Annotated in this window: 19 protein-coding genes and 1 pseudogene; 2 read left to right on the top strand and 18 right to left on the bottom strand. The window is 43.7% G+C overall.

Features of this window, described 5'->3' with window-relative positions; all coding sequences use genetic code 11:
* Positions 1-238: 238 nt before the first annotated feature.
* Positions 239-1,963: a DEAD/DEAH box helicase gene (locus BM090_RS02295; RefSeq protein ID WP_091506636.1), complete on the top strand. Its 1,725-nt coding sequence runs from the start codon at positions 239-241 to the stop codon at positions 1,961-1,963.
* 263 nt (positions 1,964-2,226) lie between these two features.
* Here BM090_RS02295 and BM090_RS02290 read toward each other — a convergent pair whose 3' ends face one another.
* From BM090_RS02290 to BM090_RS02240, 11 genes are all read right to left on the bottom strand, one after another.
* Positions 2,227-2,649, bottom strand: coding sequence for a hypothetical protein (locus tag BM090_RS02290; RefSeq protein WP_091506632.1), 423 nt, complete (start codon positions 2,647-2,649; stop codon positions 2,227-2,229).
* Positions 2,650-2,801: 152 nt separating this feature from the next.
* Positions 2,802-3,365: a toxin-antitoxin system YwqK family antitoxin gene (locus BM090_RS02285; RefSeq protein ID WP_177199813.1), complete on the bottom strand. Its 564-nt coding sequence runs from the start codon at positions 3,363-3,365 to the stop codon at positions 2,802-2,804.
* 65 nt (positions 3,366-3,430) lie between these two features.
* Complete coding sequence (locus BM090_RS02280; RefSeq protein ID WP_091506625.1) at positions 3,431-4,000, bottom strand: C40 family peptidase; 570 nt, start codon at positions 3,998-4,000, stop codon at positions 3,431-3,433.
* Positions 4,001-4,013: 13 nt separating this feature from the next.
* Positions 4,014-4,613, bottom strand: coding sequence for a cytochrome c oxidase subunit 3 (locus BM090_RS02275; protein ID WP_091506622.1), 600 nt, complete (start codon positions 4,611-4,613; stop codon positions 4,014-4,016).
* A 115-nt stretch (positions 4,614-4,728) separates the two neighbouring features.
* Positions 4,729-6,333 carry a glycosyltransferase family protein gene (locus BM090_RS02270; RefSeq protein ID WP_091506618.1) on the bottom strand — a complete coding sequence of 535 codons (1,605 nt, stop codon included), beginning with the start codon at positions 6,331-6,333 and terminating at the stop codon, positions 4,729-4,731.
* 39 nt (positions 6,334-6,372) lie between these two features.
* Positions 6,373-7,635, bottom strand: coding sequence for a GWxTD domain-containing protein (locus tag BM090_RS02265; RefSeq protein WP_091506613.1), 1,263 nt, complete (start codon positions 7,633-7,635; stop codon positions 6,373-6,375).
* Between the two features lie 186 nt (positions 7,636-7,821).
* Positions 7,822-9,585, bottom strand: a complete 1,764-nt coding sequence (locus BM090_RS02260; protein WP_091506609.1) for a SpoIIE family protein phosphatase — start codon at positions 9,583-9,585, stop codon at positions 7,822-7,824.
* Between the two features lie 106 nt (positions 9,586-9,691).
* Positions 9,692-10,216: a hypothetical protein gene (locus BM090_RS02255; RefSeq protein ID WP_091506606.1), complete on the bottom strand. Its 525-nt coding sequence runs from the start codon at positions 10,214-10,216 to the stop codon at positions 9,692-9,694.
* 27 nt (positions 10,217-10,243) lie between these two features.
* Entirely contained in the window at positions 10,244-11,869 is a 1,626-nt protein-coding gene (locus BM090_RS02250; RefSeq protein WP_091506603.1) for a PAS domain-containing protein, read from the bottom strand.
* A gap of 385 nt (positions 11,870-12,254) precedes the next feature.
* The gene (locus tag BM090_RS02245) at positions 12,255-13,463 is read right to left on the bottom strand and encodes a CHASE2 domain-containing protein (protein ID WP_091506600.1); all 1,209 of its coding nucleotides are present in this window, start codon (positions 13,461-13,463) and stop codon (positions 12,255-12,257) included.
* A gap of 42 nt (positions 13,464-13,505) precedes the next feature.
* Positions 13,506-14,471, bottom strand: a complete 966-nt coding sequence (locus tag BM090_RS02240) for a GSCFA domain-containing protein (RefSeq protein ID WP_091506597.1) — start codon at positions 14,469-14,471, stop codon at positions 13,506-13,508.
* A 180-nt stretch (positions 14,472-14,651) separates the two neighbouring features.
* Between BM090_RS02240 and BM090_RS02235 the strand changes: the two genes are divergently transcribed.
* Positions 14,652-15,719, top strand: coding sequence for a cytochrome-c peroxidase (locus BM090_RS02235; RefSeq protein ID WP_091506594.1), 1,068 nt, complete (start codon positions 14,652-14,654; stop codon positions 15,717-15,719).
* A 170-nt stretch (positions 15,720-15,889) separates the two neighbouring features.
* On the opposite strand, the gene BM090_RS02230 is transcribed toward BM090_RS02235, so the two are convergent.
* From BM090_RS02230 to BM090_RS02205, 7 genes and pseudogenes are all read right to left on the bottom strand, one after another.
* Positions 15,890-16,525 carry a class I SAM-dependent methyltransferase gene (locus BM090_RS02230; RefSeq protein ID WP_091506591.1) on the bottom strand — a complete coding sequence of 212 codons (636 nt, stop codon included), beginning with the start codon at positions 16,523-16,525 and terminating at the stop codon, positions 15,890-15,892.
* A gap of 99 nt (positions 16,526-16,624) precedes the next feature.
* Positions 16,625-17,605, bottom strand: coding sequence for a flotillin-like protein FloA (gene floA, locus BM090_RS02225; RefSeq protein ID WP_091506587.1), 981 nt, complete (start codon positions 17,603-17,605; stop codon positions 16,625-16,627).
* A gap of 12 nt (positions 17,606-17,617) precedes the next feature.
* Complete coding sequence (locus BM090_RS18990) at positions 17,618-17,899, bottom strand: NfeD family protein (RefSeq protein ID WP_449404125.1); 282 nt, start codon at positions 17,897-17,899, stop codon at positions 17,618-17,620.
* A pseudogene (locus BM090_RS18985) lies at positions 17,885-18,109 on the bottom strand (NfeD family protein); the annotation flags it as partial. The pseudogene BM090_RS18985 and the gene BM090_RS18990, both read right to left, overlap by 15 nt.
* 165 nt (positions 18,110-18,274) lie before the next feature.
* The gene (locus BM090_RS02215) at positions 18,275-18,967 is read right to left on the bottom strand and encodes a LytR/AlgR family response regulator transcription factor (RefSeq protein ID WP_091506580.1); all 693 of its coding nucleotides are present in this window, start codon (positions 18,965-18,967) and stop codon (positions 18,275-18,277) included.
* Between the two features lie 41 nt (positions 18,968-19,008).
* A complete protein-coding gene (locus tag BM090_RS02210; protein WP_091506576.1) occupies positions 19,009-20,196 on the bottom strand; it encodes an ABC transporter permease family protein in 1,188 nt (395 codons plus the stop codon).
* A gap of 15 nt (positions 20,197-20,211) precedes the next feature.
* Positions 20,212-21,600 (bottom strand): serine/threonine protein kinase, encoded by a 1,389-nt coding sequence (locus BM090_RS02205; RefSeq protein WP_091506573.1) that lies wholly within the window; start codon positions 21,598-21,600, stop codon positions 20,212-20,214.
* Positions 21,601-21,655 lie beyond the last annotated feature (55 nt).

Here is a 21,655-nt window from a genome sequence, read left to right as displayed (position 1 = left end):
GCCCTCCTAACCGTTTTTGGGTATTTCGGTGCAGTCCTTCCTTCCATAAGGTATCGGACAATCAAACGGCAAAAGAGGAATATGGTTGTTGCCAATGCTTGTTTATGTTGTGCTATTGCTATTGTAAGTCTCGCCTTTGGCTTTGTTTGGGTTTAGAAAATCAGGCGTATTTAGAACATCAACTTAGCCGCCTCATTTCAAAAGATTAACCCGATTTTTATTAATTCCAAAAAATTCAATGCAAAAGTTAAAATTTGAAGAGTTGCCTCTTTCGGCCTCCGTGCAAAAAGCTATAGCCGATATGGGCTTCACAGAAGCATCACCTATTCAATCAGAAGCAATTCCTTACTTGCTTAATGGCCACGATCTTATCGGCCAAGCCCAAACAGGTACAGGCAAAACGGCTGCTTTTGGTATTCCTGCCGTCGAAAGTATCGACCCGTTAGACCGTTCGGTACAAACTTTAGTACTTTGCCCAACGCGTGAGTTGGCTGTTCAGGTATCTGAAGAATTTAAAAAATTAGCCAAATACAATTCTGATATTCGCATCGCGGCCATTTATGGTGGTGAGTCTATCGAACGCCAAATCAAAGCGTTGAAACACGGTGTTCAGATTGTAGTGGGTACGCCAGGTCGCGTAATTGACCACATCGAACGCCATACACTGCGTTTGGAAAATGTGAAAATGGTTATCCTTGACGAAGCAGACGAAATGCTTGACATGGGTTTCCGTGAAGACATCGAAATGATTTTGAGCCGTATGCCTGAAGAACGTCAAACTGTTTTCTTCTCGGCTACGATGTCTAAAGAAATCATGACGCTTACCAAGCGTTATCAAAAAGAGCCAGTTTTGGTGAAAATCGCTAAGAATGAACTTACGACACCGAACATTGAGCAACTTTATTATGAAGTAAAAGGTCGCCAAAAAGTAGAAGCATTTACTCGTTTGGTAGAATTTTATGACATCAAACTCATGCTTGTTTTCTGTAATACTAAGAAAATGGTAGATGAGTTGGTGGACGAACTAAACGCCAAAGGTTTTGCGGCAGAAGGTTTGCACGGCGATATGCGCCAACAAAGCCGTAATGCCGTAATGACAAAATTCCGTAGCGGTCATACTACTATATTGGTTGCTACAGACGTAGCGGCTCGTGGTATTGACGTGGACAGCGTAGAAGCGGTATTCAACTACGATTTGCCAATGGACGACGAAAATTACGTTCACCGCATTGGCCGTACGGGTCGTGCAGGCAAAACAGGTCGCGCCTTTACGTTCGTAACTTACAAAGATATTCCTCGTTTGCGTGATATTCAACGCTTTACGAAAGTAGATATTACAAAAGGCACTATCCCAACAGCGCAAGAAATCGTGGCGGGTCGTCAGGGTCGTTTCACTGAAAAAGTGAAAGCGGAAGTAAACGCTGGCGGTTTTGCAGATTACCAAGCGATCATCGACCAATTGGTATTTGATGGTTTTGAAACACGCGACATTATCGGTGCGCTTATCAAAATGAACATGGGCACGTTGGAAATTTCAGATGACATGTTCAAACCAGAAGAAAGAACTTCACGTTACGAGCGTGGCGACAGAGACGACAGACGCGGAGACCGTGGCGGACGTTTCGAAAGCCGTGGCCGTGAGCGTGGCGATAGAGAAGGTGGCCGTTTCGAGCGTGGTGGTGACCGTGGTGGTCGCGAGCGCGGCGGACGTAGCCAATACTCTGGCGAAAATATGGTGCGTTTGTTCATCAATATTGGTCGCCAGTCGAACATTCGCCCTGGTGATATTGTTGGAGCGATTGCAGGCGAAGCAAATATCCCTGGCAACACGATCGGCAACATTGATATTTTCGATAAATTCTCATTTGTAGAAATACCACAAGCCTCTGTGCAACAGGTACTTTCTGTAATGGATAACAACCAAATCAAAGGCAAGAAAATTAACATTGAAATTGCCAAATAATTAAATTGTTATTCAAATAGATTTTTATTTTTTACAAAGCCTTCAAACGCACACCACTAAGCTGTTTGGAGGCTTTTGTAAAAAAGCTGCGGTACGATGACATGGCCGCAGGTTTTTGTTTTCATAGTTTTAGGTTTAATGGTTGTTCAAAATGCTTGGCCAGTTTGGTCAGGCCTTTTTCTTTTATGGGCATACCTCATTGTTTATAAAAAAAAGCCCGATGCAACAATATGCATCGGGCTTTTTTTTATCTCATAAAGAAATTACTCTTCTACTTCGTCAAGGGCAGCAGCTTCTGTAACGGCAGCTTTTTTTCCTTTTTTACCCATTTTGCTCATCGCTTTTTTGCGCATTTCTACATATTTGTTGAACTGCTCTTCCTTCAATACTTGTTTGAAAAGCGTTTCGCGTTCAGCTTCCACCGATTTTACTTTTTCAGCGCGAGCAGCAGCATTTTCTTTACCTTTTAGTTCGGCGCGTGCTGCATCAATTTTTTGAGCAGTTTGTTGATTAATCACTTTTATGCGCTCTTGTTGAGCAGCGTCCAAGCTTAACTGGGTTGTCATACGTTTAGTGAGGGCTTCTGCGCGTTCTGCAGCAGTGCGTTTTGTTTTGCCAGCGTTTTGAGCGTTCACACTGAACACGAACATGAGAGCAGCAAAGCTCAATAACAAAAATTTTTTCATCGTTTTTAAATTGTTGTTGGTTAAAAATATATTTTTCTTCTTAGATGAGCCATCGCCCAAAAGGTTTAAACTCAATCAAAAATATTAAACTTGGCGGGAAAAACAAACAAATGTTTGGATATAATTGATCAACGAACAATTAAACGTAAATGCTACTGCTGCGGCAAGTCTTCTTTCCAAAATTTTCCTTTTTTGTTATAATACTTCCATTTTCCTACGGCTTTTCCGTCTTCATAATTGCCCTCGTGTTGGAGCAATCCTTTTTCCGAAAAAAATTGCCACCAGCCCTGTTCTTTTCCTTCCCGAAACTGGCCTTTTTGCCAAAGCGTGCCGTTATCGTCCCAAAAAGTCCATTGGCCATCGGGCAAGCCTTTTACATAATTTCCTTGCCTAACTAACTGTTTTTGAGCATTATAAAAATGCCATTGGCCATCATACACGCCATCTTTGAGTTTGCCGCATTTGTGCAAAACGCCATTTTCGTAATACCACGCCGAATCCTGTTGTATGTCGTTTTGCCAAAATTCTACGGCCTGCAACTGGCCGCCAAAATCATAAAAACGGGCTGTTCCGTGCAGCATTCCGTTTTTGTACGGAAGTAAAGCACTGGTTTTTCCGTCTGGATAAAAAAACGCCCAAAGGCTGTCGCGTTCGTGCTGGGCAGTGTAGCGGCCTTGCGCCTTGAGTGCGCCGTCGGCGTAGCGTTCTTGCGTCAAATTATGTTGCCCAAAAACATTTAAAACGCTGATTTTAAGAAAGATAAAAAAAATAAAAAATCGTTTTAGATACATGGACGCACCGCTTTTACAAAGGTTTTTATATAATATTCCGAATACAAATTATTTTCCACCACGCCCAATTTCGTGGACGAATGAATAAATTTGATTTGACTGCGAATGTCTTTAATTTCCGTAACAATGCCTACGTGCGTAATGCCTTTACCCAATCGCGTGTCGGTAAAGAAAACCCAATCACCAATTTCTATTTCTTTGATTTTCACTTCTTTGCCCATCGTGCTTTGGTCTTGTGCACGGCGCGGCACAGATTTATTGATGGCCTTAAAAGACGTGTGCATCAGTCCCGAACAATCCATTCCCAGCCGCGTAGTGCCACCGTATTTGTAGGGCGTTCCCAAATACGATTTGGCTGCTTTTATCACACTTTCAATTTCTTTTTTGGTCAAAAATTGCGCGTTGCTGCTACTGTTTTGATTGGTGGTTTTCGTGGTGGTGGTCGTCGTTTTTAGTTTGGCTTTTCGGCGTAATGCTCGCTTTTTGGAACGGCACGCCGAAAGGTCTAACAACAATGCTGTAAGCATTAAAAAATACAATAGTTTCGTAATGTTACGCATGGTTTTCTGATTTTTATAATAAACGTTGCAACAAAAAAAACACAAACAAATACAGCCAAACAATGTCCACAAAATGCCAATAAATCGACACTAATTTCAGGCGTGCCCGCTTCACAGGATTTAGGTATTGAATAAAACCATCAATATAAGCCACATTTTTGCGTGCATCCCAATACGCCCACGCCAACACGCCAACACCCAGCACCAAGTGCGCAATGTGCAGCCCCGAAAGCACATACACAAACGAACCCGCTACCGCGCCACTCAACACAATTCCCTGCTCTACAAGCTGTTGCCAGCCCCAAAGCTGCGTAACAACAAAAACAATGCCCAAGACCAATGTTGCGCCAATTTGATTTTTGTATAGTGCATAATTTTCTTGCCTGATGGCGGCATTGGCTTTGTGCAGCGTCAGGCTACTGGCCATAATCACAAACGTACTCAACCAAAACGACGGCGGCAGCGCAATGGCCTGCCAATGCTGCTTGTGCTTGAGCACTCCATACATAAACGTAATCATCCCAAAGATAATGGCACTACCTAACACCCCAATCCAAAGCATTGTTACGTAAGGGTCGCGGCGGGCATATTTCGTGCTGCGCATTATTTCCATATCGCCACCAAATTTAATTTTAGCAAAAAGATATTAGTTTCTGTATCTGAAAACCAAATTTTGCTTAAAAAGGTTGTCGGGCGTGCCGCAAAAACATGCCACACGCCCGACTTTTTTATTTTTTCTCCAAAATGACAAAACCAAAATTTTGCTGTGGCGTAATAAACTGCTGCAACGGCGTATATTCGGCGGGTTTGTTGAGGAAGTAATCAATGTTTACACCGCGTTTGAGGTTGGGTCGGAAACCGTAATGCGAATCCCAAAACACAAAACTTCCTTTCGGCGCGGCCTGCATATCGGCTTCACTGCTAATGGCTTTGGGTTCGGGCGTAAGGTCGGCACGGGTTTTTTCTAAGAAATAAAAAAACATCACGTGATTGACATACAGTAACTTATTTTTAAACTGTGCTTGATTTTGTTTGTACCAGTTGGCCACCTCGCGGCAAGTGCGGTCTTCGTCAGACATTTTCATGGGGCTGCTATTGATATACACATTAAACAAAAACACCAAACCAAAAACCGCCGTTTTGATCATCGCCGACATCGGCAACAACAACACCACAGCCGCCAACATCACGCCCATCAACGGTTTGGGGTCGCTTTCTTCCTGCAAAAGCACATAATTATGTTTGTGATTCAGGTACAAAGCCACCACAATCGCCAAAGGCACTAAAAAATACGCAATGCGCCAACGGTCGGGCATTTGTTCGTATTCATCTACGGCCAACGCGCCAAGCACAGCCACGAGCGGCGAAATAAACAACATATAACGCAAGTTGCCGCCCGTAGAAGGGCCAATATGAACCGCTTGCCAGTTAAAAACACTGTTTACCAGCACATACAATAACACAGGCGCAAGCACCAGATACACAGGTTGTTTGCGTTGTAAAATTTGCGTGCCGATGTAGGCCACCAACAAAGCAATTGCCCCAGCCCCAAACACGACAATAGAAGTGCGCCAATAGTGGTCGAAACCCTGACGCGGGTATGCGTCTTGTATGCCTTCAGAATTTCCCAATATTTGATGCAGCAAATACAAAGGGTCGTTGTTGAGCATACCGCCCCACAGGTTTTGCAGCAACGGAAACACCGTGAGCATCGCCACCACCAACCAATCTTTGCGATACAGCGCATACAAGCCATAAAGCCCCAGAATCGGGATAAATTCTTGGCGAATGGTACAGATATACGAAGCGACCAAAGCCGCCAACCAACGTTTGTCCAAAAGGTGCAAGTAAACAGCCAATGCCAACAAAAACGCCGACGGAATTTCGGAATAATTTCGGAAAGAAAGAGCCACCCAAAGCGGCTGTGTTACCAACAGAATGAAGGCTAAAAGCGGTTTGCAGCTACCCAATTTCTCGGCGATTTTGTAGGCCAACCAACCCGACATGGCCGCAAAAAAACAGTTAAGTAACATCACGGCATTTTTGCCCAACAACGCAGGCAAAACGTAAATGAGTTTGTAACCGGGTTTTGCCCAATTGGAAAGAATGGAGCTTGGCACGTGCCAAAAATCCAGCATCGAAATAAAATGCCCCGCCTCGTCTTGCTGATAAAAACCATCGGAACGCGTAGAATAGTAGGCGTAAAAAAGCCCCGAAGCAAGCGTAAGCAATGCCAGCGTGAGTTTGTTTACCTGAAAAATATCTTTGTTGGGTAATGCCGTTGCTGTGCTAACAGGTGGCGGAGTTGTTTCTTGTTTGTTTGTTTTTGCCATAAAAACTTAATTATCAGAAAGTTGTGTAGTGTGCTAATTTTAATGTCGGAGCACGCCTTTGCGCCATTGCTCCACCGTCCCGAACCATGCGTGCGAATAGTCGCCCGAACGCATCAGCTCGTAGTTTTCAGGTGTAAAAATGGTCGGGCGTTTGAAAAAGGCAAACATCAGGCCTGAGTCATTGAGGTTGCGGTCGTAGTACCATTCTTCGTGGTCGTCGAAGCGTAACAAACGGTCGGGTTTACCAAAAATAATATATACCATGCCTCTGTCTGTTTTCCAACCTTGTTCGAAGCTGGTAAACAGGCGGTTGGCTTCTTCCACGTTCTCATAAAAGTTACGGATTACGTTGCGAGCGTGGTCGCGGTTGCCGCCAACGTCCAACCAGAATTGGTCAAGCGTTTCTTTTTGCTTGGGGGAATTGCTCAATTTATTGCGTTCCTCGCGGGTGGTGATGTACACCAACGGGTTGACCAACTCTTGAGGGATTGTTACACGCGGAAATTTATTTTCTTGTACCACAAACGAAAAACCATCGTTAGAAGTAGTATCTTCTTGTACAAAATAAAGACCTGATTCGGAGAATTGTAGTAGCCTGTCGGTGTTTATCTGAAAACGACCTAAAAGTTTTAAAGATTTTTTGTTGGTAATGGTAGAATTGACACTCATCGGCGGCAACGAAGCTGAAAAGGTTTCTTCCGAATAATGTTTGATAAAGAGTGTTTTATTTTTGGCCAATAAACTTCTGATACTCACCGTATCGCGGGGAGCAAAATAGTTTTGCATCAAAGGAATGGTACTTCCATTTCTGAAAAGCAAATATTTGTTGGCAATGGGATTGGCTGGTTCAAAATCCAGCGGAATGTCCATGACATAACTGCGGTCTGTGCCACGTTCGTAAATATCTAAGGCAATGACTCCAAAAGGTAAATTTTGTGCTTTTTCAATATTAAACACCGCGTAAAATATGCCTTTTTTATCTCTAAAAATTTGCTGAGGAACTAAAGTATCGTGCCTGATGATGTATTTGCTTTTATAACTGGGGCTAAGATTTCCCGTAAAACCATAATAATCCAAAAGGCTTTGGGCGGGTGCATTGGGCAATATTTTCTTGGCATCTATGGCCAAATACAAGCGAACGTTCGCGCCAGCGTCCAGTACGGCCTGCTGTACGGAAACGGGCATATTGGCATCGTAGCGATATTCTAAATTAACGGTATTTAGGCTCGAATAGGTTTGGCAAGCTCCCAGCAGCAGCCCCAAACCCAAGAAAAAAATAACTGGACGTAATTTCCAAATCATACGATATTTACTATCAGAAGTTGTCAGAGTAATCCGAATAATACAAAAAAAGCGGCGTTTTTTCAGAAAAATAACCAACCTTTTAGCATTAACGAAGGCTTTCAGCACGAAAGTACAAATGTTTGGTATAAACCACACAGCATTTTAACCGAAAAAAACAACTTCTGATAGCAAATCGCCTTAAAATTAGGGCAAACGAACCCCAATAATCAATACGTCATCCATTTGCGAAGAGCCAAATTTCCATTCTTCAAACTGCGACTTAAGGATGTTATGTTGCTCATTGGCAGGCAAATGCCCGATTTCTTGAAACAATTGCTTGAGGCGTTTGGCCATAAATTTTTCCCCTTTCAGGTTAAATTGGTCGGCGTATCCGTCCGAGAACAAATAACACATATCGCCTGATTTCCATTGGCCAGCCGTTGCCCCAATTTCTTTGGTATGTTTTGTGCCTTGGCAGCCGCCAATGGCGCATTTGCTTCCTTTGGTTTCTGTGATTCGGCCATTGCTGTACATCACCATTGGGCGATGCGCTCCCGCAAAAGACCATTCGCGCGTATCGAGTTGCAATTTTATCAAACCAACGTCCATGCCATCGCGTGAGTTTTTGTTTTCGTTTTGGCGCAATGTTTTTACAACTTCTTGGTCAAGTTGTTTTAAAATGGCTTCGGGTTGGTTAAAACCCTGATGTTTTACCACTGAATTGAGATGCGTATAACCCACGAAAGACATAAACGCGCCTGGTACGCCGTGCCCAGTGCAGTCCACAGCCGCCAAATAGCAAGTGTTATTGCCTGCGGCGTGATGCCAATAAAAATCGCCGCTCACCACGTCTTTACATTGATAAAAAATAAAATATTCGGCTAACTGTTGCGCCATTTCGGATTGCTTCGGCAACAGCGCATCTTGTATATTTTTGGCATAATTGATACTGGCCGTAATCTTTTTATTTTTCTCTTCTACTTCTTTGGTAAGCGTAATTACTTGCTCGGCAGCCTGTAATTTTTGCTGGCTATCAGCCAATTGTATTTCGGCAGCTTTGCGTTTGCTAATGTCGCGCAAGGTAAGCACCATCATTTGGCGGCGTTGGCGCAACACTTTACGCAATTGCATTTCTACCACAAAAATGCTTCCGTCTTGGCGGCGTGCTTCCGTTTCGGCAAAGGCTTCTTCCGAAAAATTTACTTGCGAAAAAATATTGTCTTTTAGCAACTCGGCCAAGTGCATTCCTTCCAACTCGTCATTTTCAAAACCAAACATTTGGCTAAAAGCGTAATTGTGGTCAATGACGCGGAAATTATCAATAAATGCCACGCCTTCCGTGCCTACCGAAGCCAATGTTTGCAAATGTTCGCGTTCGTCGCGGAGCTGTGCAAGACTTCGGAGCAACTGTTTTTCTTTCAGAATAGAATGCAACGCAGAAGCCACAAAAGGCAAAGCCCCATCAAATTCTTGTTGTGCAATATGGTTTGCTTCGTGGTCGAAAGCCGTACATTCAAACACACCCGCCAATTTGTAATTGTTCATGAGCGGCACGGTAAGCAACCAATCGGGCTGAAATTCGGTCGTAGCCGAAAAAGAAGAAAAGCCTTTCAGGTTGGTGCGAACTGTTTTGTGTGTTTTGGCGGCGCGGCCAACTGTTCCGTGTCCAAGTTCTACGGTTTGCGGAATGTTATCGGGATAAATTGGGCTGTACCAAGCCGCTAATTTTAGTTTTTGTTCTTCTTCATCAAAAAAATACAAGGTAGCCTGCAAAGCACTCAGTTTTTGCGCCAAAAGTTCCAAAATAGGCTCAGCCCATTGATGCAAATCCGTATCGCCTTCGCCTTTGAGGGCGTGCAGCAATTTGGTTTGCCAATGATTTGTTGTTTGATGAGTATTTTGAACAGCCTTATTTTGCTGATTTAGAAATACTTGCAATTCTTCGTGTTTGGGTAATTCTTGTATCATACGCTGGAGGAAAGATTTTCAAAAGACATTGGCTTTATTGAGAAATAAAGCCAATGTCTTTTGGTCAAAAAAATAATTGCTGAAAGATGAAAAAAGAAAGGGAGGCTTACCATTCCACTCGGAAAGTATCTGCTCCAATAAGCGAAACTTTACCGTTTTTGATGCCGCATAGTTCCATAATCCCCAAATAAACGCCTTCTATTAAGCCTTCAGGATAACCAACACAAGGCGGTGTCGCCACTACTTCCACCAAGCCTTCTTCTTTTTTGAGGAAAGTACGCTGCTTGATATTATCGCCTAAATGTGCGCCTTTAAAGCCTTCTGCTTCAAAAAGAATAAAATCTAAAGGTGTTTTGAGGTGTGGAGGAAAACCTGAAGTTCTTTTTACCGTCGGATAAATGCGTTTTCCTACGGATTTGGCTACCTCTGCTTTATTGCCACCCAACGACTCCTGATAAATTTCCAGATAACGAACCCATACCGTAATATCATAAAAATCTTCGGGGTCAAGTTCCAAGTGTGTAAGCCCTATTTCACTTTCCAAATAAGCATTCGCTTTTTCCAAATGCTCTGGTTTGTTGCTCATTAGCATTCCGATGAGCGTAAAAAATTTGCCTTGTATTTCTACCATAGCTTTAACGGTGTGTCTGTGATACAATTAGTTTTTTAATTTACGATTGCTGGTGCTGGCTTGCTCCAAATTCGATTTGGCTTCTTCCAACTGCTCCAACGTATTGATAAGGTCTTGTTCTTTGCGCACCGCGTCGGTGATGTCGCGCATATAAAACACTCTTTGTTTTTTGTCGCCAATCTCGAAAGAGTTGGTCACGAGTTCTACCAATTTGGTTGAACCATCCAAGCAGAATAATTTTTGGCGGTAGCGTTGGTGGTTGTTAAGCCTCTCCAAACGCATCATTTTAAGAAAATCTTTCGCGTTTTCGGGTTTGTGGTCAGGATTTGCTGCGATTAGATGAAGTGTCGCGTCATTGAAACGATCGATGTTGCCGTCCATGTCCGAAGTAAACAAACCGTCTGGCAACGATACCAATACTTTTTCCAGCGTCTGCGCCATCAGCTCGATGCGTTGTTTTTCGGCTACCAGCTCATGGTGAAGTTTGTCAATATCTTTTTGTGCTTGAACATTAATCAAAGAACCAGCCACGCGAATCGGGCGGCCTTGCGGGTCGCGCAACGTATTTCCTACCGCTCTAAACCATTGATAACTACCATCTTTTAGGCGTAAACGGCATTCAATATCATATTTGTATTTGCCCGTTACGTCAAACAAATGGTCTAAAAATGCCTTTTCTACCGCAGCCGTATCTTCTGGGTGATAAAGGTCTATCCAATTTTGTAACAATCCTGGAAATTCTTGTTCGTTGGCATAGCCCAACATTTTGCGCATCGTATCCGAACACCAAAACGGCGTAGTGCCATCTACCTCCATGTTGCTGGGAATCATAATGTCCCAAAGGCCTTCGGTGGTGGTGCTGGCCGCCAAATCAAAGCGTTGCATCAAGTTTTTAAGCTCGGCGGTTTGGTCGGCAACTTCTCTTTCTAGATTTTCTTTAAGTAGCTGAAGTTCTGATTGTTGGCGTTGCATTTGCTCTTGCGTCGCTTCCAGTTCTTCTAAGTTTTGGCGCAATTCTTCTTCTTGTGCGGCACGCTGCGAAGCTTCTTCTTGTAGCTGAATAAGCAATTCGCGTGTGCGCATATTGTTTTGGATACTTTGCAGCGTAGAAGCAATGTTTTTGCACAAACGCTCCAAAAAATCTTGGAATTTATTTTCTAATGGTCGCAGGCTAATCAACTCAATTACGCCATATACTTTTTCATTAAAAATCAGCGGCAAACAAATCAACGAGGCCGCGCTGATGCTTCCTAACGAACTGGCCACCAACACCGATTGCGCGGGGACATTTTCGATATAGCGCGTAGCTTTCGATTTAACTACCTGTCCTACAATACCTTCTCCAATTTTGAATTGCGTTTTGGCCATCGTTTCGGGCGTACAACCAAATCCAGCCGTCGCCAAAATAATGTTACGTTGTTCGTCCACTACAAAAAATGACCCCGAAATAGCTCCCACGATTTCGCAGGTTTCCGCTACCACCAAATCCGTAAAAACCTCGATTGTTTTATCATAATTGATACGCAAAACCTCATCGAAGCGGCTCAGTGTCGAGTCCATCCAAAGACGATCTTCCAAACTTTTTTGTTTCATCGAAGGGTTTTGACCATTAGCCGCAACGGGCTCTTGTTCGTAAGTAGCAGTGGGAATCATAAGATTTAATGTGTGATTTTATGCTAGAAAAACTATCAAAATTAGCTTTGCCAGCGGGTGATAACTGATTGAGACAAAAAAGAAAAAATGCTAATTATTAAGATATGTGGCAGGTTAAAAAAAACGCCGCAAACGTTTACATTTCTATACGAAATTTGTTAAGTCCAAATATCGCAGAGCAACGAATACCAAAAAATCTATATCAAGTCAAAATATTACACCCGTGCGTATTGAGTGTTTTAGTATGGTAGAGTTAAAAAAAATCGTTGCGTACGCGGTATTCTCGCGTGCGAAATCATTGTTATATATTATATCTCAAATGAAATTTTTACAATGTTATTTACAAATACTATATCGTATTATTGAAAAAAAATAAAATATAATTTTAGATTCTTGGTATTTTTGTTTTTAATAACAAAGCTAAATTTTTTACAACAGAAGTATATACTTCCAGTAAGTCTCCTGCAAAGAGGAGGGCTGTAAGTCCTAAAGTTAGGTCTATTTTGTAATGAAAATGCGAAAAAACTAACAGCACAATGTATAGTAATAGAGCTATTTCAACAAACTGTAACAGCTTTGTTATGGCATCGTACCACCTCGAGAACCATTGATTGACCCACAGAAACAGCCTAACATTGAGCAAACAAAGTGCAATTCCCAGTAGCACACACAACCACTGCGGCATTTGATTAAGATAATCGCTGTCTTTAATCATAGACAACGTATTGGCGTGTATGGCCGCCTCAAACATATCGGGAGCAGTTTTGCCGATGTACTTTTCGTTGAGCGGTGTGTAGTATTTCACTTCCCACGACTGCGTGCCGAGTTGCTGCCCCATGTAGCCCAAAATCACGACTTTATCTTTCAGATTAACGGCCAGTTCTGGATTAAAAATATCTTGTACGTCAAGCGTGATGTACTGCAAATCCGTTCGTCTGTAATTGATGCGCTCTTTGGTGTTGTTGCGCTCCTGCAAATGCTCGTAAGCGTGCGGATAGGCGATTTTGGCCATTTGCGCCGCAAAAGACGGAATCAGGCTGTCGCCAACGTGTCGGGCTGGATAAAAGTCGCGTGTTACTTTATTGCGAGCACCAGAGGCAAAACCCAGCGCGGCTTTTTTGGCGTTGGCGTACAGTGGCGCGTAATAACTACCCAACGAATCTTTTTCGGTAAGGCGCGATTGATAGACATTTACGCCCAAAACCAAATGCTCCACTTGCGCCAACGAAGCAGCCAAAAGGCTGTCGGCTTGCGGCGTAGTTGCTTGCTCGAACACGGTATCTATGGCGATAAGGCGCGGCTTTTGAGCATTGATTACTTCCACTTCTGCGGCGATGCCTTCGCGGTTGAGCGTGCCGATATTGACCAACACAATGTTGGTATCGGCGGCGGCGTGGTCGTCTTGCAGATTGTAAGTGCTGCCGTCTGCCGCCACACGTCGCGCGTAAATCAGGTCGGTCATTTCGAAGTCTTTCAGGGCTTGCGAAAGCGGCTTTAGTACGTCAAAAATCCCTGTAAACCAATAGGTTATTCCCAAAAATACGAATACAAAAAGCGTGCAAAAAATGGTATCAGTCCAGTAAGTACGTTTCATAAAAACACGAAGAAGTTGCCTGAAAAATACAATATTTTTTGGTTAAATCAATTGGCGGCGCACTTGCTCCATTTCTTCTTTTACGGGCAAATGCGCTGCTATTCGCTCTAATTTCTGTAAAAGTTTTTGCAAAAAAGCCTGATGCGCTGCCGACTCAGGCAAAAATGGCCGATGCGCCAAATCGCGCCGAATTTCGTGCCATTGCTGCATAAGCGTCATGGTTTCGGGGCGGCAATAGGTTTGCGTAAATTGTTCCCAAATATAATTTTCGGCCACTTCGGAAGGGTGTATCATGTCGGGCGCGTAAAAACGATAGTCCCGCAAATCATCCGTAAGTAACTCATAGACAGGAAAATAACTTACTTTTTTATGTTTTTCGGAAATATAATGACTGGCCAGCCGCAACACCGATTTGCTCACGGCATTGAGCGGCAACGTATCTTTCAGATGTCGGACGGGACTCACTGTCAGGATGATATTCAAAGAAGGATTTATTTTTTGCAAAAAATCATAACACTGCACAAAAGCCCCTTCGATTTCTTCCACACCCAGCAGCCGTTTTCCGAATGTTTTGGTAGGTTGTTTGTGGCAATTCGCAACGGTTTGGGCTTGTGCCGTCAGTTCGTACACCCAAGCCGTACCGAGTGTAATAATCAGATAATTAGACTTTTGCAAATAACGCTGGAGCATTTCGGTACGCGCCCCAAGGTCTTGCGCCAACGCTTCGCGGCTGGTGGCGGCGCATTGCGAATGTGCCTGATAGTTGTACCAAATGCCTTGATGCTCGACAAAATACGGCTCAAAAAAATGTGCGTCGGCTTGCAGCAACCCGAACAAAGAAATAGGATTGAAAATCGTCCCGAACGGGTTGGCCAACATATCAAATTTGGCGTTGGAGAGTCGCTGCCCCATCAGGTCGGCAAAACACGAACCCAAACTTACCAACGAGCCCGCGTATTGAATCGGAAAATCGGCAGGCGGAATATTAAAAGTAGTTCTAAAATTCATTGATTTATAGTCAATTATAAATTAAAGGTCACGCCGACGGCATTTGAAGTTCATTTAAAGGCTTTTACCCCAAATATTTTGTTCAAAAAAGCACACATTTTGTTTTTACTATTTTGAACAAAAACTAAAAAAAGTTAAAATAGCGTATTCTTTATCATTCACAAACTTCAACCCAGTTTTATGAAAAAAATAACACTACAATTTATTGTATTAGTGGTAGTTATGGCCTCTTGTATGCCCGACTCCAAAAAGTCTGGCCAAGCCGCCGCACAACCCAGCAGCTTGGAAGCAGACAAACAGCTTCTCAAAGATGCACAAAGTAATTTTCAGCCGTTGGCCGCCACCGCCGACAATCCCGAAAACCCCATTACGCCCGCAAAAGTCGAGTTGGGACAAGTGCTTTACTACGACACGCGCCTAAGCAAAACGGGCAATAATAGTTGCAATTCGTGCCACAATCTGGCCACTTTTGGCGTGGACACGCTGCCAACTTCCAAAGGCGATGCGGGCAAATTCGGGACGCGCAACTCGCCAACCGTCCTGAATGCGGCCTTTCATTCGATTCAGTTTTGGGACGGCAGAGCCAAAGATGTAGAAGAGCAAGCAGGTATGCCGATTCTCAATCCCGTAGAAATGGCCATTCCCAACCAAGATTTTTTGGTTAAAAAACTAAAAGGCATCAAAGAATATCAGCCGCTTTTTTCGCAGGCGTTCCCCGAAGACAAAAATCCTGTTAGTTACGCAAACATACAAAAAGCAATTGGGGCATTTGAGCGCACACTCGTAACGCCGACGGCTTTTGACCGCTATTTGGGAGGCGAAATGTACGCCCTCAGCACGCCCGAACGCGAAGGCCTACGCGCTTTCATGGAAACAGGTTGTACGAGTTGCCACAGTGGGGCGAATTTGGGCGGAACGATGTTGCAAAAATTCGGTGTTTTTGCTGATTATCACAGCATTGCCAACTTCAAAACCAAAGACGAAGGCCGCAAAGAAGTAACCAAAGCCGAGGCCGACAAAGATATGTTCAAAGTGCCATCGTTGCGCAATGTCGGCAAAACTTATCCGTATTTCCATGATGGCAGCGTGCGCAACTTGGAAGAAGCCGTAAAAATTATGGCCAAATTGCAGCTTAACAAAGAGTTGAGCGACGAAAAAGCCAAGTCAATTGTAGAATTTTTGCATTCGCTTACGGGCGAAGTGCCCGAATCGGCCAAGCAAGTGCCCGCGATATTAAAACACAGCTAATTTTGTATCACAAGTAGATACGCGCATTTGGTAGATACGCACTGCTGTGCGTATCTACTATTCAAAGATGACACGCCGACGGCGTTTGTAGGAAATGCTAAAATGTTATTTACTACAAAGATGCCAAGCCTAAAGGCTTTATTTTTTGCTAAAATAAATCGGTTCGAGTACTATTTTTTCAATCGGCAAACCCAAACGTCGTGAATTTCTGTGTTTTGGTCTTTTAGTGGATAATTGATGGCAAAACGTTGTAGCATTTCAAAACCATATTTTTCCAAAAACAGGCTGATTTGCTGCGTGTCGTGGTAATAAAAATATACGCGGTCACCTTCGCCGTTGGTCTTAAACCCCGAAAGTTCGGCCTTGCCACCCACAAAACTCACGTACAAAACACCTTGCGGCTTTAGCAGTTTGCAAGCATCAGCTACAAACTTTTCGGCTTCCGTTTCGGACAAATACGGCAAGCAAAATCCCGCCACAATGCCATCAAACGGCTGCGGCAAATCACTGATTTGGCGACAATCTCGCACCTCAAACCGCGCCGTAGGATTATTGGCCTGCGCCAAAGCCACCATGTTTGGGGCAATGTCCGTACCCAATATCTGCCAATTGGGTTTTTGAGAAAGCAAATAGCGCGTGATATTGCCTGGCCCACAACCCAATTCCAAAATATGGGCATTGTTGTTTGGGATATTTTCGCAGAAAAAATCATACGTCTGATTGTACAAGTCCATGTGCATAAATTTGGATTCGTAGAGTTTGGCTATTTTGTTCCAAGTCTGGAATGTTTCGTCGTATTGATTCATGGTTCTTTTATTTTATCAAAAACAAATTAAATCACTGAAAAGCAAAACGCCGTAAAGCATTTAAACTTTACGGCGTTTTGGTTGTGGCTGCGCGAACAATTATTGTTTTGGAGAAGGCGAAGGCGAATCTGAACCACCGTTGGCGATAGACTCACGCATTTGCGTATCTGCTTGCATATTTTGCATACGATAATAATCCATAATGCCCAAATTGCCACTGCGGAAGGCTTCGGCCAACGCTTTAGGAACTTCGGCTTCGGCTTCTATCACGCGCGAACGAGCTTCTTGCGTTTTGGCTTTCATTTCTTGTTCCATGGCTACGGCCATCGCGCGGCGTTCTTCGGCTTTGGCTTCGGCTACTTTCAAATCGGCGTTGGCTTGGTCGATTTGCAATTTTGCCCCAATGTTTGCCCCTACGTCGATATCGGCAATGTCAATAGAAAGAATTTCATAAGCCGTACCAGCGTCCAAACCCTTGTGTAACACGAGTTTAGATATTTTGTCAGGATTTTCTAACACTTCTTTGTGCGATTGCGACGAGCCAATCGACGTAACGATACCTTCGCCCACACGCGCCAAAATGGTTTCTTCACCAGCACCGCCCACCAACTGCGCAATGTTTACGCGAACCGTTACGCGTGCTTTGGTTACTAACTGAATACCGTCTTGCGCCACAGCTGCCACGTTTGGCGTATTGATAACACGCGGATTTACAGAGATTTGCACGGCCTCGAACACGTCACGACCCGCCAAGTCAATGGCTGCCGCTTGCTTAAACGACAAATTGATATTGGCTTTGTCGGCAGAAATAAGGGCCTTGATAACCGATTGCACGTGGCCGCCTGCCAAATAGTGCGTTTCCAGTTCGGCAGCCGAAATATTAAGACCTGCTTTGGTGGACGTAATGAGCGACTGCACAATCAGACTTGGCGGCACTTTACGAATGCGCATAAAAACCAAGTCGAACAAGCCAACACTTACGCCCGAAAACATTGCCGTAATCCAAAGATTTACAGGGATAAAATACAAAAAAATGAAGAAGAGGATAATTCCTCCGAAAAAGAAAACTAAAAATTCCATGTGTAAATTGGGTTAATTAGATGGTTCTACAATTATTTTATAATGTTCAATTTTGATGACCTTGACCAAAGAACCCACCTGAAGCATTTCGCCAATGGTGTGTACTTCAAATATTTCGCCATCAAATTCGGCATTCCCCGCAGGGCGCAACATCGAAATAGCCTTGCCCACCGCACCAATGTACAAAGTGCGTTCGGCGTGCGTATTTACTTTTTCGGTGAGTTGCTTGCGGAGGGCAAACCGTTTCCAAGCATCGCTACGAAGCCCCCAAAACGTGATGAGGCCGCCGAGCACCGTCGTAAAAAGCAGCAACCAACCGCCCGTTTGGGTGCCAAAATCGCGAAAAGCAAAGTACAACCCCGCCGTGATACAACCAAACCCCGCGAAACCAACCACCGTAGTTCCAGGGATAAAAAACAATTCGACCAGCAAAAGCAGCAAGCCAATGCCCAGCAACGATATGATTAAAATCCAGTCGAGCATAATTTTTGTTTTATAAAATACTACAAAAAACGTACAAAAGGAGTGATTTTGAGCATCACTCCTTTACAAATGTAGTTATTCCTGATAATATTGCAAGTGGACAGCCTGCCAGAGTAGGCAAACGGTTGGGCGTGCGGATAAACGGCAGCCAATGGCTATTTTTCCGCAAAAGCACTGATGTTATTGCTATAAAAAATTAATTTTCTTCAAAAAAGCATCTTTATACGACGCACCAATCGGTATAACTCGCTTACCAATGGCAATGTTAAAATCCTCAATAGCCGTTATTTTGTTGATATTGACGATAAAAGACCGATGCACTCGCACAAATTCAGAGGCAGGCAATTTCTTTTCCAGTGCCTTCATGGTGGCGTGAATGATATAACGTTCGTCGCCCACGTGCAAGGTTACATAGTCGGCCAACGCCTCGATGTAGGTAATCTGACTCAACGAAATCTTGACAATACGCGCATCCGTGCGGATAAAAATAGAATCGGAAGTCGTGTTGTAAGGAATGGCACCAGCCATCGAAGCCTTATAATTTTGTTGGGCTTTGAGTACGGCCTTCAAAAAACGTGGATACTCCAAAGGTTTCACCAAATAATCCGTAACACTGTGTTCAAACGCATTGACGGCATATTCTGGTTTGGAAGTCGTCAGGATAATTTGTGGGGCAATATCCACATTTTCAAGGAATTGCAAACCTGTCATCTGTGGCATTTCTACATCTAAAAAAATCAAATCCACTTCGCCCAAATGCGCAATAGCTTGCACGGGACTTTCGAATTCATAATGTAAATGCAAAAAATTAGTTTGTTCGATAAGCATTTTTAGGGCAAGCCGCGACATCTGCTCATCGTCTATAATCATGCAATTCATATACTCCAGCGTATCAAAAGTTGAAAGATAAAAAATAAAAATTACTGGGCTGCCACACGCAACAACCGCCACACAGACAAACTACTTACCGCCCAGCAGCCAGCTACCAACACGGCGGCCAACGTCCAAACGGTGCTGTTAATGTCCGTCGTAATAGGCAAGCCGTTGGCACTCACAAAGGCGTGTAGGCTTGCAATGAGCTTCGTAAAAATAACCATAGCTGAACCCGAAGCCACCAGCAAACCTACTGAAAAATACAACAACATATTAAAAGATAATGTTTTTACCTTATAGCCCAGTTGCAACAGCAACCGAATTTCTTCTTTGGCTTCGGCGATAATTAGCCTAAAATTCATCAGGAAAATAACCACCGAAAGCGCGATAAAAAATGCGCCCAACAGCCCAACAAGACTCATAATTACACGCAAAACGCCGTTGGTTTGGCTGGCGCGGAGTTTGTCTTGGTTGGTTACATAGCCATGTTTTTTCAGGTAATCAGCTACCGCCGCATCCGAAGCATTGGGCGTTTCCACGATCAGGCGCGAAGGTTGTTGGCCTGTACTTTGGCCAATATGTTCGTTTGCCCACACCATAAAACGCTCAGGCACAAGCACTGACGAGATACGGTCGCTAAAACCCACAATTTGCGCATCATAGACACGCTCTCCGCCTTTGCCCGCAATGCGCAAGGTAAGTGGCAGCAATGTTACAGATTCTTTGGGGATTTGCGGCAAGCCTTGCGAGGGCGCGTAACCAAAATTATAGAGATTAATAAAATCCTGCGACATCATAATCGGGACAAAATCGCTGTGTTCGTCCCATACCCACTGCGAGGGCACTACGTCCAGAAAATCGTCGGGGACGGCCTCGAAAAACAAATTGGTTTTGAACGGAATCAGGGAACTGGCCTCCAAATACGACTCAAATTGATTGGAAGTAAAAAGTCCGATTTTGGTTACAAACGGCTGGTTTTTAAGGCTATCTATTTCATTTTGAGTAAATTGGCTACTGGCAAGTTTGAGCGTATTGGCCAGCCCAATTTCTTTATTCAAAATCAAAAAATCGCGCCCAGATTTGTTTTTTTGAGGTTGCAAAGCAGCTTCTATGTCCCAGTAAATTTGTACGGCTACCAGCATAATCACCAGCCCTGCGACAAAGCCCGCAGCCGCCAAAAACAGTTGCCATTTGCTTTTATTTTGCCAAATAATTTTTGTTAAGAGCCAATGCATCAGTTTTTTATAAAATTAGTTAGAACCTGTAATGGCGTAAATTTTCAGGTCGTTGTTGAGTTTTATTTGTGTTTTGGCCGTTACGACTTGCCATTTCTTTTGGCCGTTGCGCCTGTAGTGGTACGACAACGTAAAACGTACCGTATAATTGCCGTTTTCGTCTTCTTTCGCTTTAAAAGTTTCCCATGCGATGGCGTGGTCTTCTTTGGGCGTTTTCTCCCAATAACGTTCCGAAAGGTCTTTAATTTGTTGTTGATTTTGATTGTTACTGTTAAAATACTGCTCTATTTGAGGAGCATAAAAAGTCTTCACTTTATCAAAATCATGTGTTTCCAGATTTTTGTAATAGTCGTACACACGGGCTTTAAGCTCGGTTTCGGTGTGGTGTTTTCTAAAAATTTGTTTGTGAATCGTGGTATTTTCCAACCAAACAAACGTAACGGCCAGCAACAAAATAAAGACTGAAACTAAATAATATTTCTTTTCTTCCCAAAAAACATTCCAATCAAACGGCTTATCTTCAACGTTGTCGGCGGGCGGCTCGATAGTTACGGGTTGCCATTCCACTTCTTTGTAAAGCTGCTGCAAGCCGTGCAAGGCTTCGGCAAATTCATAACAATCTTGGTAACGATTTTGCGGGCTTTTGGCTGTTGCTTTGTCTATAATTCGCTGTAATTCAGACGGAATGTCCGTGTAATACGCGCTCAGACGTGGTAACGGTTCATTGACGATTTTCAGGGAAATATCAAATTCGTTTTCCAACGCCAAATCATACGGGCAACGCCCCGTCAGCATCTGAAACAGCGTAACACCCAGCGAATAAATGTCGGCGCGTGCGTCCACGGGCAGGCCTTTCACCTGTTCGGGACTCATGTACAAAATAGTGCCAATTTTAGTGCCCGTGCGCGTGAGCGAAGGCGAGTTGGTTTGATCTAAAATTTTGGCTACGCCAAAATCCAATACTTTGACCCGTCCCGTTTTGTCTATCATCAGATTGGAAGGCTTTAGGTCGCGATGAATTACGCCGCGTCTATGCGCGTAGCTCAGTGCGTCAAGTATTTGCATGAGCATTTCGACGGCTTCGGGCCAAGGCAAATGTTTGTTTTGGGTAATGATGTAGCGATCCAGCTCAATGCCTTCCACATATTCCATCACCAAATACAAACCATTTTCATCAATAAAATCCAGCAACTGCACGATGTTGGGATGATAGAGTTGCGCCATCGTGCTGGCCTCGTATCTAAAACGCTCTCGTACAGTCTGTTGCATAGCCAAATGCGAAAATAAGGCCTTTATAGCAACTTTGCGTTTGTGCTTGAGGTCTTCGGCCAAATACACGCCACCCATACCACCTTCTCCGAGTAGTTTGTCGATGCGGTAATGTGCTATTTGGCTGCCTATCATAGGTTTGGTCTTTGCGCTGAGATTTTATGTTTGAAAAATTTCTATAAAATAAGAA

This window comes from Flexibacter flexilis DSM 6793, assembly GCF_900112255.1.
GTDB lineage: Bacteria > Bacteroidota > Bacteroidia > Cytophagales > Flexibacteraceae > Flexibacter > Flexibacter flexilis.
This window is presented reverse-complemented; position numbering and strand designations above follow the sequence as displayed.

Excerpts from the sequence above, each read along its gene's own strand:
- BM090_RS02250 (WP_091506603.1), bottom strand. The coding sequence starts at position 11,869 with ATGATTCCCACTGCTACTTACGAACAAGAGCCCGTTGCGGCTAATGGT.
- BM090_RS02275 (WP_091506622.1), bottom strand. The coding sequence starts at position 4,613 with ATGGAAATAATGCGCAGCACGAAATATGCCCGCCGCGACCCTTACGTA.
- BM090_RS02235 (WP_091506594.1), top strand. The coding sequence starts at position 14,652 with ATGAAAAAAATAACACTACAATTTATTGTATTAGTGGTAGTTATGGCC.
- BM090_RS02210 (WP_091506576.1), bottom strand. The coding sequence starts at position 20,196 with ATGCATTGGCTCTTAACAAAAATTATTTGGCAAAATAAAAGCAAATGG.
- BM090_RS02240 (WP_091506597.1), bottom strand. The coding sequence starts at position 14,471 with ATGAATTTTAGAACTACTTTTAATATTCCGCCTGCCGATTTTCCGATT.
- BM090_RS02265 (WP_091506613.1), bottom strand. The coding sequence starts at position 7,635 with ATGATTTGGAAATTACGTCCAGTTATTTTTTTCTTGGGTTTGGGGCTG.
- BM090_RS02295 (WP_091506636.1), top strand. The coding sequence starts at position 239 with ATGCAAAAGTTAAAATTTGAAGAGTTGCCTCTTTCGGCCTCCGTGCAA.
- BM090_RS02205 (WP_091506573.1), bottom strand. The coding sequence starts at position 21,600 with ATGATAGGCAGCCAAATAGCACATTACCGCATCGACAAACTACTCGGA.
- BM090_RS02290 (WP_091506632.1), bottom strand. The coding sequence starts at position 2,649 with ATGAAAAAATTTTTGTTATTGAGCTTTGCTGCTCTCATGTTCGTGTTC.
- BM090_RS02260 (WP_091506609.1), bottom strand. The coding sequence starts at position 9,585 with ATGATACAAGAATTACCCAAACACGAAGAATTGCAAGTATTTCTAAAT.
- BM090_RS02215 (WP_091506580.1), bottom strand. The coding sequence starts at position 18,967 with ATGAATTGCATGATTATAGACGATGAGCAGATGTCGCGGCTTGCCCTA.
- BM090_RS02280 (WP_091506625.1), bottom strand. The coding sequence starts at position 4,000 with ATGCGTAACATTACGAAACTATTGTATTTTTTAATGCTTACAGCATTG.
- floA (WP_091506587.1), bottom strand. The coding sequence starts at position 17,605 with ATGGAATTTTTAGTTTTCTTTTTCGGAGGAATTATCCTCTTCTTCATT.
- BM090_RS02245 (WP_091506600.1), bottom strand. The coding sequence starts at position 13,463 with ATGAAACGTACTTACTGGACTGATACCATTTTTTGCACGCTTTTTGTA.
- BM090_RS02270 (WP_091506618.1), bottom strand. The coding sequence starts at position 6,333 with ATGGCAAAAACAAACAAACAAGAAACAACTCCGCCACCTGTTAGCACA.
- BM090_RS02230 (WP_091506591.1), bottom strand. The coding sequence starts at position 16,525 with ATGAATCAATACGACGAAACATTCCAGACTTGGAACAAAATAGCCAAA.
- BM090_RS02255 (WP_091506606.1), bottom strand. The coding sequence starts at position 10,216 with ATGGTAGAAATACAAGGCAAATTTTTTACGCTCATCGGAATGCTAATG.